This is a genomic window from Lentisphaerota bacterium (genome assembly GCA_016873675.1).
In the GTDB taxonomy this organism is placed as follows: domain Bacteria; phylum Verrucomicrobiota; class Kiritimatiellia; order RFP12; family JAAYNR01; genus VGWG01.
Genome location: VGWG01000006.1, coordinates 21,525 through 36,630 on the forward strand (window position 1 = coordinate 21,525; position 15,106 = coordinate 36,630).

General features: G+C 65.7%; 15 protein-coding genes. 11 read left to right on the top strand and 4 right to left on the bottom strand.

Annotation, left to right across the window (positions count from 1 at the left end; genetic code table 11):
• Positions 1-3 precede the first annotated feature (3 nt).
• From folK to FJ222_01730, 3 genes are all read left to right on the top strand, one after another.
• Positions 4-537 (top strand): 2-amino-4-hydroxy-6-hydroxymethyldihydropteridine diphosphokinase, encoded by a 534-nt coding sequence (folK, locus tag FJ222_01720; protein MBM4163151.1) that lies wholly within the window; start codon positions 4-6, stop codon positions 535-537.
• A gap of 97 nt (positions 538-634) precedes the next feature.
• Entirely contained in the window at positions 635-1,891 is a 1,257-nt protein-coding gene (locus FJ222_01725; GenBank protein ID MBM4163152.1) for an alcohol dehydrogenase, read from the top strand.
• A 71-nt stretch (positions 1,892-1,962) separates the two neighbouring features.
• Complete coding sequence (locus FJ222_01730; protein MBM4163153.1) at positions 1,963-2,985, top strand: DNA/RNA non-specific endonuclease; 1,023 nt, start codon at positions 1,963-1,965, stop codon at positions 2,983-2,985.
• 3 nt (positions 2,986-2,988) lie between these two features.
• Here FJ222_01730 and FJ222_01735 read toward each other — a convergent pair whose 3' ends face one another.
• On the bottom strand, positions 2,989-4,896 hold the full coding sequence (locus tag FJ222_01735) for a pyruvate carboxylase subunit B (protein ID MBM4163154.1): 1,908 nt from the start codon (positions 4,894-4,896) through the stop codon (positions 2,989-2,991).
• A 185-nt stretch (positions 4,897-5,081) separates the two neighbouring features.
• Here FJ222_01735 and FJ222_01740 point away from each other — a divergent pair, with 185 nt between their 5' ends.
• The 6 genes from FJ222_01740 to FJ222_01765 are packed head-to-tail and all read left to right on the top strand — an operon-like array spanning position 5,082 to position 11,676.
• Positions 5,082-5,888 carry a class I SAM-dependent methyltransferase gene (locus FJ222_01740; GenBank protein ID MBM4163155.1) on the top strand — a complete coding sequence of 269 codons (807 nt, stop codon included), beginning with the start codon at positions 5,082-5,084 and terminating at the stop codon, positions 5,886-5,888.
• 25 nt (positions 5,889-5,913) lie between these two features.
• Positions 5,914-6,996 carry a tyrosine recombinase XerC gene (locus FJ222_01745; protein MBM4163156.1) on the top strand — a complete coding sequence of 361 codons (1,083 nt, stop codon included), beginning with the start codon at positions 5,914-5,916 and terminating at the stop codon, positions 6,994-6,996.
• Between the two features lie 16 nt (positions 6,997-7,012).
• Positions 7,013-8,338 carry a 3-deoxy-D-manno-octulosonic acid transferase gene (locus tag FJ222_01750; GenBank protein ID MBM4163157.1) on the top strand — a complete coding sequence of 442 codons (1,326 nt, stop codon included), beginning with the start codon at positions 7,013-7,015 and terminating at the stop codon, positions 8,336-8,338.
• Positions 8,335-10,017, top strand: a complete 1,683-nt coding sequence (locus tag FJ222_01755; GenBank protein ID MBM4163158.1) for a glycosyl hydrolase 43 family protein — start codon at positions 8,335-8,337, stop codon at positions 10,015-10,017. The genes FJ222_01750 and FJ222_01755 overlap by 4 nt, the downstream gene beginning before the upstream one ends.
• Before the next feature lie 35 nt (positions 10,018-10,052).
• Positions 10,053-11,063 carry an enterochelin esterase gene (locus FJ222_01760; GenBank protein ID MBM4163159.1) on the top strand — a complete coding sequence of 337 codons (1,011 nt, stop codon included), beginning with the start codon at positions 10,053-10,055 and terminating at the stop codon, positions 11,061-11,063.
• Between the two features lie 22 nt (positions 11,064-11,085).
• Positions 11,086-11,676, top strand: coding sequence for a lipocalin family protein (locus FJ222_01765; protein MBM4163160.1), 591 nt, complete (start codon positions 11,086-11,088; stop codon positions 11,674-11,676).
• Here FJ222_01765 and thiH read toward each other — a convergent pair whose 3' ends face one another.
• The 3 genes from thiH to thiS are packed head-to-tail and all read right to left on the bottom strand — an operon-like array spanning position 11,677 to position 13,787.
• Entirely contained in the window at positions 11,677-12,804 is a 1,128-nt protein-coding gene (thiH, locus tag FJ222_01770) for a 2-iminoacetate synthase ThiH (GenBank protein ID MBM4163161.1), read from the bottom strand.
• 2 nt (positions 12,805-12,806) lie between these two features.
• On the bottom strand, positions 12,807-13,583 hold the full coding sequence (locus FJ222_01775) for a thiazole synthase (GenBank protein MBM4163162.1): 777 nt from the start codon (positions 13,581-13,583) through the stop codon (positions 12,807-12,809).
• A gap of 3 nt (positions 13,584-13,586) precedes the next feature.
• The gene (gene thiS, locus FJ222_01780) at positions 13,587-13,787 is read right to left on the bottom strand and encodes a sulfur carrier protein ThiS (protein MBM4163163.1); all 201 of its coding nucleotides are present in this window, start codon (positions 13,785-13,787) and stop codon (positions 13,587-13,589) included.
• Between the two features lie 134 nt (positions 13,788-13,921).
• Between thiS and FJ222_01785 the strand changes: the two genes are divergently transcribed.
• The gene (locus tag FJ222_01785) at positions 13,922-14,686 is read left to right on the top strand and encodes a triose-phosphate isomerase (GenBank protein MBM4163164.1); all 765 of its coding nucleotides are present in this window, start codon (positions 13,922-13,924) and stop codon (positions 14,684-14,686) included.
• Positions 14,687-14,708: 22 nt separating this feature from the next.
• Positions 14,709-15,104, top strand: coding sequence for a preprotein translocase subunit SecG (gene secG, locus FJ222_01790; protein ID MBM4163165.1), 396 nt, complete (start codon positions 14,709-14,711; stop codon positions 15,102-15,104).
• Positions 15,105-15,106 lie beyond the last annotated feature (2 nt).

The following is a 15,106-nucleotide window of genomic DNA, read 5'->3' on the forward strand; positions in this document are numbered from 1 at the left end:
TCCATGACCTGTGAATCCATTCTCTCCCTCGGCAGCAACCTGGGCGACCGGCTCGGCTGGTTGGAGACCGCCCGCGCCGCCCTTGCGGCGCTGCCCGGGACGCGCCTGACCGCCTCCTCGCGGGTCTACGAAACCGAGCCGGTGGACGTCCCCGAGGCGTGGCGCGCCCAGAGCTTTCTCAACGCCGTGGTGGTGGTCGAGACCTCCCTCGCGGTGGAGGTTTTCTCGGACGCGATCCATGCGATCGAGGCCACGCTGGGCCGCACCCGCGGCCCCGAGCGTCATGCGCCCCGGACGATTGACATCGACATCCTCTCCTTCGGCGATCTCATCTCAGACCGTCCCGGCCTGCGCCTCCCCCATCCCGGCTGGGCGCGCCGACGCTTCGTTTGCGAGCCTCTTGCCGATGTCCGCCCCGATCTCGTCCTTCCCGGACAGACCCGCCCCGTCTGCGCTATCCTGGCCGCGCTTCCCCCTGAACCCGCCGCCATCCCCGCCGCCCGGCAATGGGAGGGGGAAGAGAAAGCTGAAAACTGAAAAGACTCAAACAACTCAAACAATTATTCGAAGGCTGGACAAGTTCGCGGGAACGTGCAACACTTCTGAAATTCGTTTTGGGAATAAGGAGTCGGGGATGAGAACAGACATGAGGCGGAATTGGGCGATCCTGTGCGCGATCGCGATCCTCGGCACGACGGCGGCGTCGGCGGCGTCGGACTGGGCTCAATTCCGGGGTCCGAACCGGGACGGAAAGGCCGCGGACGGCCCCGCGTTGCTGAAAACCTGGCCGGAGGGCGGGCCGAAGCAACTGTGGGTCAATGACACGCTGGGCGACGGATTTACATCGGCCACGGTGACGGACACCGCCATTTACATCACAGGCATGAAGGGCAAAGAGGGATTCCTCTACGCGCTGGATCTGGATGGCAAGCAGATCTGGGCGGTCTCCTACGGGCGGGACTGGGAAGGCGGCTACCGCGGATCGCGCACGACGCCAACTTTTCGCGCGGGCAAGCTCTACCTCATGAGCGGCTACGGCCGGGCGACCTGTCATGACGCAAAGACCGGCCGGGAGATCTGGGCGGTGGACACGATGGCAAAATTCGGCGCCCGCAACATTCAGTGGGGCATCACCGAGTCGCCGCTCGTGCTCGATGACCGGGTGATCGTCACGCCCGGCGGCCCGAAGGCCGGGATGGTGGCGCTCCATCCCGAGACGGGCGAGACGGTCTGGGTCTGCTCGGAACTCGGCGATTCCTCGGGCTATTGCTCGCCGATCCTCATCGAGCGGGGCGGGCGGAAGATCATCGCGCAGCTCATGAACACGACGTTCGTCGGCATCGAGGCCACCACCGGTAAGCTCCTGTGGCGCGAACCGCGCCAGCCGGCCCCGGCGCACGGCATTCAGGCGGTCTCGCCCGTTTATGCGGACGGCCGGTGCTATGTCACCTCCGGCTATGGCGGCGAGCGTGGCGAGATGTTCCAGTTGAGCGAAGACGGCTCCAGCGCGAAGTCGGTCTGGCGCGAGGCGCAACTCGACTGTCATCATGGCGGACTGGTTCTCCTGAACGGCTTTATTTACGGGGCGGCCGACCGCAACAAACGCAACCAATGGCTGTGCCTGAAGCTGGAGACCGGCGAGGTTGTCGCCAAGACCGGCGCGGTCGGCAAGGGGTCGATCGTGTTTGCCGACGGCCTGCTGTACACGCTGGGTGAGCAGGGAATGATGGGGCTGGTCGATCCCGACACCACTAACTTCCGCATGGTTTCGTCGTTCAAGATTCCTTCTGGCGGCAGCGGGCCCTACTGGGCCCATCCGTCGATCGCAAACGGCCGTCTCTACGTCCGACACGCCTCCCGTCTGTTCGCCTACGACATCCAGGCCCACTAGTCAGTGGACGGTTTTAAGCCGGCGCTGCGGCCCCGATCACCTGTCCGCTCACGGCGCAACGAAGGCTGTTGATGAGCAAGAAAAACACCTCGTTTTCCATCTGGCGGCGCATCGCCACGTTTCTCATGCTGGCGCTGGCTGCGGGCCTGATTGGCGCCAATTGGTTTGTCCATGAGCCGCGCGCATGGCGCGAGAAACAGACGGCCTCGTGGCCCGCGCCCATCGTCCAGACGGTGGAGAACCTGGGCCATGCCTTTGCCGATTACACCGACGCCCTCGGGCTGAGCGGCAGCGATGTGTCGGTGGATCTGCCGGTGTTCACCCCTCCCAACGGCGTCGCCTTCGGCGGCCTTCCCGTGCCGATCCCCGGCGGGGCGGCGCGCACGGATGTCGTGATCCTCCAGAAGCAAACCTTCATGCTCGGCTGGTCGCCATCGCTCCGGCATGCCGTGTGGGCCGCCTACCGCGTATCGCCCACCCAGACGCCGCTGGATCTGATGCGCCCCTCGTCCTTTTCTCAGGACACGGCAGCCCGTAATGCCCCGCGGTCCGCCGATTACGCGCGCAGCGGCTATGACCGCGGCCACCTCGTCCCCAACCATGCCATCGCCTCCCGGTTCGGCAAAAAGGCTCAGGTCGAGACCTTTCTCACATCCAATATTGCCCCACAACGCCCGGCGTTGAACCAAGGACCGTGGGCCGATGTGGAACGGCGCATCGCGGACGATTGGCCCGACCGTTTCGGCGATATCTGGGTGATTGTCGGAACCATCTCCCCTCAGCAACGGCAGACGCTCGCCGCCGGCATCAACATTCCGACCGCCTTCTACCAGATCGTCGTCGCCCGCCACGCCGACCGCGTGCGCGCCTTTGCCGTGGTCATGCCTCAGCGGATCTCCCGCCTCGCCCGTCCGCGGGTCACGCTCGCCACCATCGACGAGATCGAACAGCTCAGCGGGTTTGATTTTCTATCGGCCCTGCCCGACGAGGAAGAGACGGCGCTCGAGGCCGGTCGGCCCACACGCCTCTGGCCTTCCGGGTTCCGCAGCGTCGTCTCGATCATCAGACGGCGTCTCGGCGTGTATTCGAACTGACGTTCAGATCCATTCAATTCGAGCCAGCGGCTGCCCCTTGGAGACGGAGTCCCCGTGTTGGGCGAGGAACGCCACGATCCGGCACGTCTTGGCCGCCTTGATCGGATTCATCAGCTTCATCGCCTCGACAATGCAGACGGGCGCACCGGCCTCGACGACGGCGCCGTCGTCCGCCAGATGGGGCTTGCCCGGCGCAGACGTGCGGTAAAACGTGCCGGTCAGCGGCGCGTTGATCGTCGGCCCGGTCGCGACGGCGGTCGCAGGGGCCGCAGCCGCTGCAGCAGGCGCCGGTGCGGCAGTGACGACGGTGGCGCGTTCTTCAATCACGACTCCCGATCCGACCGCCACGCCGAGATGGCCGAAGAGATTGGCCATCAGCCGTCCGATTTGCGCATGACGGATGGTTTCGCTATCGTGCGCCGCCTGAGACGATACAGCCTGAGCAGCCGCCTCGGCTTTGGGCGCAGTCTTGGCTGTGATCTCGGCATCGGCCGGAGACGGCGGGCGCGACCCCTCGGGGAGGGCGCGCCACTTGAAGTAGCCGAGCGCGACCTCGGGGAAGAGGCAGTAGCTGAGGATGTCCTCTTCGGCCTGAATCAGCTTCGAATCCAGCTCTTTGGCCGCCTGCGGCAGCATCGGAGGCAGGAGGTCGGCCGGGCGGACCGTGACCGGCTTCGCGCCGGCGAGGATGAGTTGGGCCAGTTTGGGTTCGATCGGCGCGGGCGGTTGGCCGTAGAGTCCCCCGACGTAGTCCCGGGTTTCCTGGGTCACCATGCCGTAGCGCTCGCCGCTCAAGACGTTGAGCACGGCCTGAACGCCGACAATCTGGCTGGTGGGGGTAACCAGCGGGGGGTAGCCCATGTCCTGGCGCGTGCGCGGCAATTCCTCCAGCACCTCGGGCAGGCGGTCCAGGGCATCCTGCTGCTGCAATTGCGACCGCAGGTTGGAGATCATGCCACCCGGAACATGGTGCAGCAGCACATCGACATCCACCACTTCGATCGCCGCATGGCTCGGTTCGCGCGCAGGTTTCAATTTCCGGAAATGGGTGTTCTCGCGATCCACGGCCTCGAGGTCCAGGCCCGTCTCATAACCGGCCGACTCGAACACCTCGGCGAGCGTCTCCACCGCCGGCTGAGAGGAAAAGCCCGACATCGTCGCGACGCAGCAGTCCACCGCGCCTGCGCCAGCCCGGACGGCCTCGTAATAGGTCGCCACCGCCATGCCGCTGGTCATGTGCGAATGCACCTGGACCGGCAAGCCAGTCTCCCGGACCAGCGCGCCGATCAACTCGGCCGCAGCGGCGGGCGAGAGGATGCCCGCCATGTCCTTGATGCAGAGCGAATCGATCCCCATAGCCTGCTGGGTTTTGGCGATTGCGACAAAGTTGGCGACGGTGTGCACCGGGCTGACGGTGTAGCAGAGCGTGCCCTGGGCGTGCCCGCCGTTCTTCTTGACCGCAGCGATGGCATGCTCCAGGTTGCGCGTGTCGTTGAGCGCATCAAAGATGCGGAAGATGTCCATGCCGTTGGCGCAGGCGAGGGCAACAAAGCGTTCGAGCACGTCGTCAGCATAATTCCGGTAGCCGAGGATATTCTGGCCCCGGAGGAGCATTTGCAACGGCGTCTTTTTGCAGACCGACTTGATCTGGCGCAGGCGCTCCCAGGGGTTTTCTCTGAGAAACCGGAGGCAGACGTCAAACGTGGCGCCGCCCCAGCATTCGAGGGAGTAATAGCCGGCGCGGTCAATCGTCTCGGCGATCCCCAGGATGTCGTCGGTGCGCATTCGCGTCGCCCACAAGGACTGGTGCGCGTCACGCAGCGTCGTGTCGGTAATTCGCACGCGGGGTTTGACAACGGCCGAGGCTGCCGACTGGGGTTGCGGATGGCGCTTTTTGTGTGCATCATTCATAAACGTGTGTTCTCCACTTCCCCGGACGGCCTTCCGATCTCAAGGGAAAGGTTTAAGTATGCCATGGTTTCTGATTCTTATCAAGAGACAGATCGTGTTTGGACGTAATCAGTTACCATCGGTTCCCAGAGGTACCAGAAGATTGACGGGTTAGGGTCATTGATGATACCTTACCCCGCACAGTCATGAACACAGCCTTTTCAATAGAGACCCTCAAACAACTGACATCCCGATTGTCGGTGCCCCAGCGTTTGGAGATTCAGACGGTTCTGCGCATCCTTCAGGATGTCAATCTGGCAGGCAAGGCGTGTCTCGACATTGGCTTCGGCACGCCGGTTGCGTCGCGGGTGGTGCGGACAGCCGGCGGCTATTGGACGTCCGTCGTGCGTCATGCGGGTGAGGTTGGGACGGCGGCGGCGTTTCTGGACGAAGAGGTCGCGGCGCCCGGTCCGACGGGCGAACTGCCCTTTGAGGACAAGCAATTCGACGTGGTGGTGGTTGGCCATGGTTGTCTGACGGGTGATCCGGCCGCTGACGCCATCGCCCTGCGCGAGTGCCATCGCATCCTGAAGATCGGCGGGTTGATCGTGCTCACCGTCGAATTCAAGAAGCCGATCGGAATCGCCTACCTGCTCAACGGACGCCGGCTGGTGTCGCGCACCGGCGGGTGCTACTCCGAAGGCGCCATGTTTGATTTGATGAAGAGCGGTTTTGACGTGCTTGGCATGCGCCATTTCTGCCGTTTCTGGGTGCAACTGGTGCGGCAGTGGGCCGATCGGCGGCAGCGGCAATACGGCGAACATGACACGCGGCTCTCGCTGACGAGCATCCTCTATCCGCTGGCAGCGGGCTTGGATTTTCCGCTTTTCGGGTTCCGGGGCTATCTGCTCACGGCCTGTGGCCGGCGAAAGGGCTGGCGTCCGCGCGAGAAGCCGACCTTGAGCGATGGACGCAGCATTCAGGAGTGTGTGCTGCATGGCCTTGCGCGCTGAGGCGCGTCCAACGATGGAGCGGAAGATGGGAACAACCCGAGCGGTGCGGGCCGACAGTTGGCCGGACGCATGTGATTATGATGTTCCCGAAGGCACGCTGGAAGTCCGCACCGCTGTTTCCGAGGCGTCCGTGTTGCCGGTCCGCTCCCAGGCGGCGGCCGACCCGTGGGTCGCCCGGTTCCTGGCGCACCTGGCTGCGGAACGGAATCTCTCGGGGCACACGGTGGCGGGCTATCTGCAGGACGTCGGTCAGTTCACGGCATTCGTCTGGCCCGGCGAGGCCGAACTCCCGCCGTACCGCTGGGCATCGCCCGACCGGACGCTGGCACGGCAATTCCTGGTCGCCTTCCATCGCGCGGGATGCGCGCCAGCCACGACCCGGCGCAAGCTCGCCGCGTTGCGGACGTTCTACCGCTTTCTCATACGCGAAGGATTGCTCGGAAAGAATCCCTTCTCCGGCCTGCGCGGTCCGCGGCGGACGCACGGCCTGCCGGTCGTCCTCAACGAAGGCCAGGTCGCGTCGCTCCTGGCCGCGCCGCTGCGAGAACTCGACACGCTGCAGGCCCGCGCGGCCGGAGGGATGCCCCCTGAAGCCGTTTACGCGCGGCTGCGGGACGCCGCGCTGCTGGAGGTTCTCTACAGCACCGGGGGGCGGGTGGCCGAGGTGGCGGAGCTGCGGATCGACCGGGTGGATCTGGCCGGCGGTGTAGCGCGCCTGCACGGAAAAGGGCGCAAGGAACGGCTGAGCGTGCTGGGACGCCCGGCACGCGCCGCGCTGGGCCGCGCGCTGGAATTCGCTGATCGCCTCTGGCCGAACGCGGCTGCCCGTGATGGTGTGCTCTTCCGCAACCTGCAGGGTGGCGTGCTGACGCCCCGATCCATCGAGCGCAACCTGAAGCACTGGCTCGCGGCTGCGGGGCTGCCGCCCGCCATCACCCCGCACAAGCTGCGCCATTCGTTTGCCACGCATTTGCTCAACGCCGGGGCGGACTTGCGCAGCGTCCAGGAGCTGCTGGGGCATGCGAGTCTCTCGACGACGCAGATTTATACCCACGTTTCGATCGAACGATTGAAAGCGGTTTATCGCAAGGCCCATCCACGGGCTTAAACCTTGGGGATAGGGGATGGAACGCACACCCATGCGCTGGTTTATTTACAACCTATTCTTTGCGGTCGGGTACACGGCGATGCTGCCGCACTTCCTGCTGCGGATGCGGCGGCGCGGCGGGTACCGCGCCCGGTGGCGCGACCGCTTTGGCCGTTATGACGACGCGACGCAGCGGCGCCTGCATGCGGCGGACGCGCCTCGGCGCATCTGGATTCATGCCGTGAGCGTGGGCGAGGTCTATGTGGCGGGACAGCTCATGCGCGAGCTGCGACGGCGGGCGCCCACGCTGCGCTTTGTCCTCAGCACCACCAGTTCGACCGGCTGGCGCGAAGCGGAAAAGCAGCTCGCCCCGGATGATGTGCTCATCTACAATCCGCTCGACTTCCCGGGGTGCGTGCGCCGGGCGCTCGACGCCGTCCGCCCCGAACGCTACATCCTGATCGAGTCGGAGATCTGGCCTAACCTGCTCCGCGCCTGCGCCGCGCGCGGCATTCCGGCCTATCTGGTCAACGCCCGCGTCTCCGACCGCTCGGCGCCCGGCTATCGCGCCCTCCGCGTGTGGTTCGGGCCCGTGCTGCGGAGCCTGCGGCTGATCCTGGCGCAATCCGATCTCGACCGGCAGCGACTGCTGGCGGCTGGCGCCGATCCCGAGCGGACACGGGTCGTCGGCAGCGTCAAATTCGACGTGGCCGAACGGAACACGGAAAAGGAGGCCCTGGCGGCTGCGATTCTGGCTCGGGCGGACATGGGCAAAGATCGGGTGGTGCTCGTCGGCGGATCGACCTGGCCGGGCGAGGAGGCCGCGCTGCTGAACCTTTACGCGCGGGCGCGGGCGTCGCAGCCCAACCTGAGGCTGGTGCTGATTCCCCGGCATTTCGAGCGCGCGGAGGCCGTCGTTGCCGAAATCGAGCAGGCCGGGTTTGTCTGCATCCGCCGCAGCCGAACGACGGCTGTGGATCGCCCCCCTGCAGACGGCGCCGCTGTACTGCTCGTCGACACCACGGGCGAGATGATGGGGTTCTACGGCAACGCCGACCTCGCGTTCGTCGGCAAGAGCCTGTGCGCGCACGGCGCGCAAAACATGATCGAGCCGTGTCTGTGCGGCGTGGCGACGGTGGTCGGCCCCTACACCGAGAATTTTAGACCTGTGGTGGCCGACCTGCTCGCCGCCGACGCCCTCATCCAAGTTTCCGATGCGGCGGCGCTGGAGCGGGAACTGACCCATCTGGCGCACGATCCCGCTGCGCGCCGGGAACTGGGGCGCCGGGCGGCGGCGGCGGTCAACCGCCGCCGCGGCGTGGTCGGCATCTGCGCCGGGCTGCTGCTTGAACGAGAAAGATGAAAGACATGAGAACTACGCCGCACTGCTCGGCAAACACGCTCACCGGCCGCTCAGGCGACCAAGGCGACGGGACTTTTCGCAACCCCGTGCTCGCTTTTGACTACAGCGATCCCTGTCCGATTCGCGTCGGACAAGACTACTACTTGGCGAGTTCCACCTTCCAGATGTCGCCCGGCGTGCCGATCCTCCATTCGCGAGACCTCGTGAATTGGACGACCATCGGCGCGGCAATTCCCGACCTCTCGGTGCTGGCGCCGGAATTCAACTGGGATCGCATGGACCGCTATGGCGGCGGCGTCTATGCTCCAAGCCTGCGCTACCATGACGGCCTGTTCTGGATCTTTGTGAATTGCTACACCGGCGAGGGATTCTATGTCTGCACGGCAACGAACCCGGCAGGGCCCTGGCAGGTGCGGCAGATTCAGGATAAGAACGGCCAGCCGCTGCGCACCACGGCCTGGACCGACCCGTGTCCGTTCTGGGACGACAACGGAAAAGCCTATCTGATCGCCAGTCGGCCGGGCAGTCACTGGTTTAGCTACCTCTTTGAAATGACCCCCGACGGTTCCCGCCTACTGGACGCCGACGTGGACCACATGAACGCCAGCGAGGGGCCGTATGCCTATCCCAACGGCGGCACGATGGTCGTGCCGTTCCACTCAGCCGAGGGGAACAAGATTTTCACCCGCAACGGCTATTACTACTTGGTCCACATCGAGTTCTTGAATAAAGGGCAGGGCCGCGGAACCTATATCTTCCGGTCCAGGCACATCTACGGCGTCAAACCCGACGGCACGCCTGGAAAGCCGGGCGATCCGGGCAAATACGAGGTCTTCACGTTCGGTCCCGTCAGCGACGAAGCCTACGCACAGAATCTGGAACTGCCCGGGCAAGGCGGCTTTGTGGATACCCCGGACGGACGCTGGTTCTGGATCGGCCAGTTCAATCGCCGAGCCTCCGACGGCCGCCTTCCTCAGTTACTTCCCGTGACGTGGATCGACGACTGGCCTGTTCCCGGCGTGGATGTGCAGGATGGGCATGGCCGGATGGCGTGGCAATTACCCAAGCCGATTGCGGGGTATCCGGCCTGCACACCGCAAGGAAGCGATGACTTCACGCAGCCGGTGCTGAATCCCCGCTGGCATTGGAACCACCAGCCACGCGCGGATACGTGGTCGCTGACCGAGCGCCCGGGCTTTCTCCGCCTGCACGCCATCCCGCAGCTTGAACCCGGCAAGTTCTTTAAGACACGCAACGTGATCTGCCAGCGCCATACCCGCCGCGACCTGACGCAGGTTACGGTCAAGCTGGAGATGGCCGGTATGACCGACGGGCAGGAGGCGGGGCTGGTGCACTTCGGCCCGGGCAACACCTCGGCGTCCATCGCCGTGCGCAAGACCGGCACCTCGCTGGCCATTCGCTTCAATAAGGCCGACACGCCCACGGATGGTCCTGCCCTTCCGGCAGGCACACCCGCCCTCTGGCTGCGATCGGTGGCGGGCTTTGATGACCAGTGCGTCTTCTCGTTCAGCACCGATGGCCAGACGTTCTCCCCGCTCGGCGACGCCTACACCCTCGTCGGTGGCGGGTGGCGCGGTGACATCGTGGGTCTTTACACCTTCAACAATCAGGCCGAAGAGGGTTATATCGACGTCGATTCGTTCGATTATCGGTTCTGAACGCCCGCCGCTGATCCTCTGAAAAGGGAGCTCGCATGCGAAGAAATCCATCCACTCCTGCTGGCGCGATTCATCGCTTGCACCTGAACAGTCGGGTGCTGGAGGACAATCGCCTCGGCGATCCGACCGTCCGCGAGATCGACGTCTACACCCCCCCTAGACATGACGGCCGTGGTCTGCCGCTGCTCGTCAACGTCGTCGGCTATACCTCCGGAGGCCCGGCGGAAGCGAGCTGGAAGAACTTTGGCGAGAACGTGCCGGAACGGCTTGATCACCTGATCGCCACCGGCGCGATGGCGCCGTGCGTGGTTGCGTTTCCCGACTGCTTTACCCGCCTGGGCGGCAACCAGTATGTGAACTCGGTTGCGATGGGGCGCTGGGACGATTTCCTGTTGCTCGAAGCGATCCCCTTTGTCGAACGGCAGTTCGGCTGCGGCGGCGCGGGCAAGCGCGGGATCTTCGGTCATTCCAGCGGCGGTTACGGCGCGATCGTGCATGCCCTGCTGCACCCCGATTTCTGGAGCGCGGCTGCGGTGCATTCCGGCGATATGGGATTCGAGCTGCTCTACCGGCACGAATTTGCGGCGGTGCTGCGCGAGCTGTCCCCGACCGGCTTCGAGTTCGGCAAATGGGTGGATGCGTTCTGGGACGCGAAGAAGGTCAAGGGCTCCGACATCAACGTCATGATGATCCTGGCGCAGGCCGCGAGTTTCGATCCCGACCTCTCGGCGCCTTATGGCATCCGCCTGCCCGTAACGCACGACACCTGCGAACTCATTCCTGAGCGCTGGAATAACTGGCTGCAGTGGGACCCGCTGTCGCTGGTCGAGAAGCACGGTTCCGGCCTGAAGCGGCTGCGGGCGCTCTACATCGACTGCGGCGATAGCGATCAATACAATCTGGTTTATGGCGCGCGGCGCCTGCACCGCCGATTGGAATCGCTCGGCGTGCCGCATCGCTATGAGGAATTTCCCGATGACCATTCATCGGTCGATTACCGGCTGGACGTCAGCCTGCCGGTGGTGGTCAACGCGCTGAGTGTGTGACCCTGAAAAAAGGAGGTGGCCGATGTCCTCGTTACCCATCAATCATGTGTCTGATGCAGTTCCTGTGCGGCTGAAATCGGCCCCCCCGCGACGGCACCGACTGATCGTAGCCGGGGCGATTGGGCTGGCGGGTCTCCTTTCGGGATGCGCCAGCACGAAGCAGGCCCCGTTGCCAACGGTGCCCGCAGTGGATCTGGCCCGGTATGCCGGCGTGTGGTACGAAATCGCGCGAACGCCCAACTGGTTTGAGGCGAAATGCGCTGGCGGTGTGCAGGCGCATTATACACTCGATGGCGACCGGGTGCGGGTGCGAAACCGATGCCTGACGTGCGACGGAAAGGTCACCGAGGCCCGTGGTGTCGCCCGAGCCGTTCCGGGAAGCGGCAACGCAAAATTGCGCGTCAGCTTTTTCTGGCCGTTCTACGGCGATTATTGGATTCTCGCGCTGGACCCCGACTACCAGTGGGCACTCGTCGGCGAACCCTCGCAGCGCTATGCCTGGATTCTCGCGCGCACCCCCGCGCTCGATGCGGCGGTGCTGGAGGAGACGCTCGCGCGCGCCGCCGCGCTGGGCTTTGACCGTGAGGCGTTTCTATTCACGCGGCAACCGTGATTACCGGACCGCATGGTACGCGCGGTCCCAGTCTTTGAGGACCGGATCAAAGCCGATGCGGGCGAGCGCTGCGCGGACCTCGGCGAGCGGACGGTGGTCGGCGACGTCGAACTGCGGTTCAGCGTCGGTCTTTTCCGAATACCCCCCCGGCGAGGTGCAGGCGCCCGCCGAGAGCTTGGTGGCGCAGATGCGGGCGAGCTGCTCGCGCAGACCCGCGGGTTCGCGGGTGGAGAGGGTCATCCCCACATCGGGAAGCTGGATGCGCAGCGCGGTCATGAGCTGCACCAGGTCGGCATCGCCGACGGGGCAGGGTGGGGGCATGCAACCGTGCGCCGGGCGCATCCGCGGAAACGAAATTGCCACATTGCTGCGCCAACACGTCCGCTGGAGGTGGTCGGCGTGGAGACCGGTGTAGAAGGCTTCGGTTCGCCAGTCGTGGAGGCCAAGAAGGGTTCCGATACCGAGAAAGGTAAGCCCCGCCGCAGCGGCGCGTTCAGGGGTGGCCAGGCGATCCGCATAATCGGCCTTGGGGCCGGCTGGATGCAGCGCGCGGTAACGCGCGGGGTCGTAGGTCTCCTGAAACATCGTGATGCCGTCGCAGCCGGCCGTGACGAGTCCGGCGTATTCCTCGCGCGAGAGGCCGTAGATTTCGGCCTGAATCGAGGCGAATCGGCCGGCGATGCGCGGAATGAGCGCCTCAAAATAGGCGGGAGGCGTGTGCATCCGGTCATCCCCCGCGACGAGCAGGAGGTGCGCGAACCCCTGCCGCGCCAGCCAGTCGGCCTCGGCCTCGGCCTCGTCAAGGGAAAGGGCGCGGCGGGCGACAGCGGCCCTGCGGTTGAACCCGCAATAGACGCAGGCGTTGCAGCAGTAGTTGGAGACATACAGCGGCGCGAAGAACTGCATGGTCCAGCCGAAGCGGCGGCGGGTGACGGCCGATGCGGCCTGCGCCTGCGCCTCCAGTTCGGGCCGCGCCGCCGGGGCGAGCAGCGCCGCCAGGCGCCGCGGCTCGAAGCGCCCCGCCTCGGCCCGCGCGCGGCGCGCCTCGTCCGCGGTGGCCGCGGCGATCAGCGCCGCGACGCGCTCCGGCGGCCATTCGGCCAGCACGTTCTGGAACGGGGTGTCCATGCTCAGGCGGAGAGAAACCCGGTGAGGGGGCTGCTGGCCGAAGCCTCCGCGGACGCGGCCCGGGGGCCCGCGTCGACGCCCATCTCGGCGGCCCTGACCGCGCCGGCGAAGGCACAGGCCATCGCGACCGGATCGGCGGCGGTGGCGATCGCCGTGTTGATGAGGACGGCCGAAGCGCCCAGTTCGATCGCTTCGGCGGCGTGCGAGGGCAGGCCGAGACCGGCGTCCACAATCACCGGCACGCGCGCCTGCGACACGATGATCTCGATCATGTCGCGGGTGCGGATGCCGCGGTTGGTGCCGATCGGCGAGCCGAGCGGCATCACCGCCGCCGCGCCGGCTTCCTCCAGCCGCTTGGCCAGAACCGGATCGGCGTTCATGTAGGGCAGCACGACAAAACCCTCCCGAGCCAGGATCTCGGTGGCCCGGAGGGTCTCGACCGGGTCGGGCAGCAAGTGGTGCAGGTCAGGGGTCAACTCCAGCTTGACCCAGTCAAACCCGCCCGCCGCGCGGGCGAGGCGGGCGATGCGGATCGCCTCTTCGGCTGTGCGCGCGCCGCTGGTGTTGGGGACGATCACCACCCGGCTGCGGTCCAGGCGGGTCAGAATGGGGTCGTCCGCAGGCGCGGCGTCGAGGTTCACCCGGCGCAGCGCCACGGTCACCAATTCCGAGCCCGAAGCTTCCATCGCCCGGACCATGACGTCGTGCGAGCCGAACTTGCCGGTCCCGATAAAGAGGCGCGATCGGAAGGTCCGGCCCGCGATGATCAACGGCAGCATGGCTCACCCTCCCCCGACAAAATGAATGATCTCGATCCGCGCGCCCGGCCGCACCGGCGTCGCCGCCAACTGGTCGCAGCGCACGATCGCGCCGTCGCACTCGACGGCGACGTTGCGCGCCTCGACGCCCAGGCCTTCCAGCAGAGCTGCCAGGCTCGACGGCGAGCCGACGTCCCGTTCCTGTCCATTGATAGTCACATTCATAGGGGGAGTATTGTGAACCCTGGCCGGATTTTTATAAAGCGAATTCTGCGCCAACCGCAAACCCGTACTTGCGCAGAACGCCGGAATGGGCGATACTAGTGCCCCCTTTTGAAAGACCCCTGGAGACTTGTAAGATGCGTAAGACGATTGTCGCCGGCAACTGGAAGATGAACAAAACCGCCGCCGAGGCCAAGGCCCTGATCGCCGACATCCGCCGCGAGACGGCGGACGGCGCGGGCGCCGTCGAGGTGGTGGTGTGCCCGCCGTTCACAGCCCTGGCAAGCGCCGCCGCCGCGCTGGCCGGGTCGTCCATCGCCCTCGGCGCGCAGAACATGCACGCCGAGACCTCGGGCGCCTTCACCGGCGAGGTCTCGGCCGCGATGCTCGTCGAGCTGGGTGTCACCTACGTCATCCTCGGCCACAGCGAGCGCCGGACGCTCCTGGGCGAGACCGACGCCATCGTGCAGAAGAAGGTGCGCGCCGCCATCCGCGCCGGACTCATTCCCATCGTCTGCGTGGGCGAGACGCTCGACGAGCGCGAGGCCGGCCGGATGGTCGAGGTGGTCTCGACGCAGGTACGCGGCAGCCTCGCGGGCGTCACGGGCGACGAGATGAAGGCGGGCAAGTTGGTCATCGCCTACGAACCGGTGTGGGCCATCGGCACCGGCCGGACCGCCAGCAAGGAGCAGGCGCAGGAGGCTCATGCGCTGATCCGGCGGATCTTGGCGGAGCTGACCTGCGGCACGGCCGCGACGGCCGTCCGCATCCAATACGGCGGCAGCATGAAACCCGATAACGCAGCCGAATTGCTCGCCATGCCTGACATCGACGGCGGCCTGATCGGCGGCGCCGCGCTCAAGGCCGATTCGTTCGCGGCGATCATCAAGGCGGGTTCTTAATCACAAACGAAAGGGCGGGACGATGAACATTCTTTATTATGTGTTGTGCGTGGTCGAGGTCTTGGTCTGCCTGCTGTTGATCGGGGTCATCCTGTTGCAACGAAGCAAGGACGGCGGCGCGGCGGGCCTGAGCATGGGCGGGGGCATGGGCGAAGCCATCTTCGGCGCGCAAATGGGCAACGTGCTCACCCGTGTCACCGTGATCCTGGGGTTCATCTTCCTGACCAACACGCTCGTGCTGGCGGTCCTCTCGGCCCGCAAGGACAGCCGTTCACTGATGGATGGCGCCGTGCGGCAGCCACCGCCCGCAGCCACCCTGCCCTCTGATTTCACCGGCGCGGCGAGTCCCGAGGCCATGCCTGTCGAGATTCCGGACGTGACGCCGTCTCCCGCCGTCCCAACACCTCCTGCGGAGTGAGC

Bases quoted from the DNA above. Each gene is read 5' to 3' on its own strand.
- thiS (MBM4163163.1), bottom strand. From the start codon at position 13,787: ATGAATGTGACTATCAATGGACAGGAACGGGACGTCGGCTCGCCGTCG.
- folK (MBM4163151.1), top strand. From the start codon at position 4: ATGACCTGTGAATCCATTCTCTCCCTCGGCAGCAACCTGGGCGACCGG.
- FJ222_01760 (MBM4163159.1), top strand. From the start codon at position 10,053: ATGCGAAGAAATCCATCCACTCCTGCTGGCGCGATTCATCGCTTGCAC.
- FJ222_01775 (MBM4163162.1), bottom strand. From the start codon at position 13,583: ATGCTGCCGTTGATCATCGCGGGCCGGACCTTCCGATCGCGCCTCTTT.
- FJ222_01730 (MBM4163153.1), top strand. From the start codon at position 1,963: ATGAGCAAGAAAAACACCTCGTTTTCCATCTGGCGGCGCATCGCCACG.
- FJ222_01785 (MBM4163164.1), top strand. From the start codon at position 13,922: ATGCGTAAGACGATTGTCGCCGGCAACTGGAAGATGAACAAAACCGCC.
- FJ222_01725 (MBM4163152.1), top strand. From the start codon at position 635: ATGAGAACAGACATGAGGCGGAATTGGGCGATCCTGTGCGCGATCGCG.
- FJ222_01745 (MBM4163156.1), top strand. From the start codon at position 5,914: ATGGGAACAACCCGAGCGGTGCGGGCCGACAGTTGGCCGGACGCATGT.
- FJ222_01765 (MBM4163160.1), top strand. From the start codon at position 11,086: ATGTCCTCGTTACCCATCAATCATGTGTCTGATGCAGTTCCTGTGCGG.
- FJ222_01755 (MBM4163158.1), top strand. From the start codon at position 8,335: ATGAAAGACATGAGAACTACGCCGCACTGCTCGGCAAACACGCTCACC.
- secG (MBM4163165.1), top strand. From the start codon at position 14,709: ATGAACATTCTTTATTATGTGTTGTGCGTGGTCGAGGTCTTGGTCTGC.
- FJ222_01740 (MBM4163155.1), top strand. From the start codon at position 5,082: ATGAACACAGCCTTTTCAATAGAGACCCTCAAACAACTGACATCCCGA.
- thiH (MBM4163161.1), bottom strand. From the start codon at position 12,804: ATGGACACCCCGTTCCAGAACGTGCTGGCCGAATGGCCGCCGGAGCGC.
- FJ222_01735 (MBM4163154.1), bottom strand. From the start codon at position 4,896: ATGAATGATGCACACAAAAAGCGCCATCCGCAACCCCAGTCGGCAGCC.
- FJ222_01750 (MBM4163157.1), top strand. From the start codon at position 7,013: ATGGAACGCACACCCATGCGCTGGTTTATTTACAACCTATTCTTTGCG.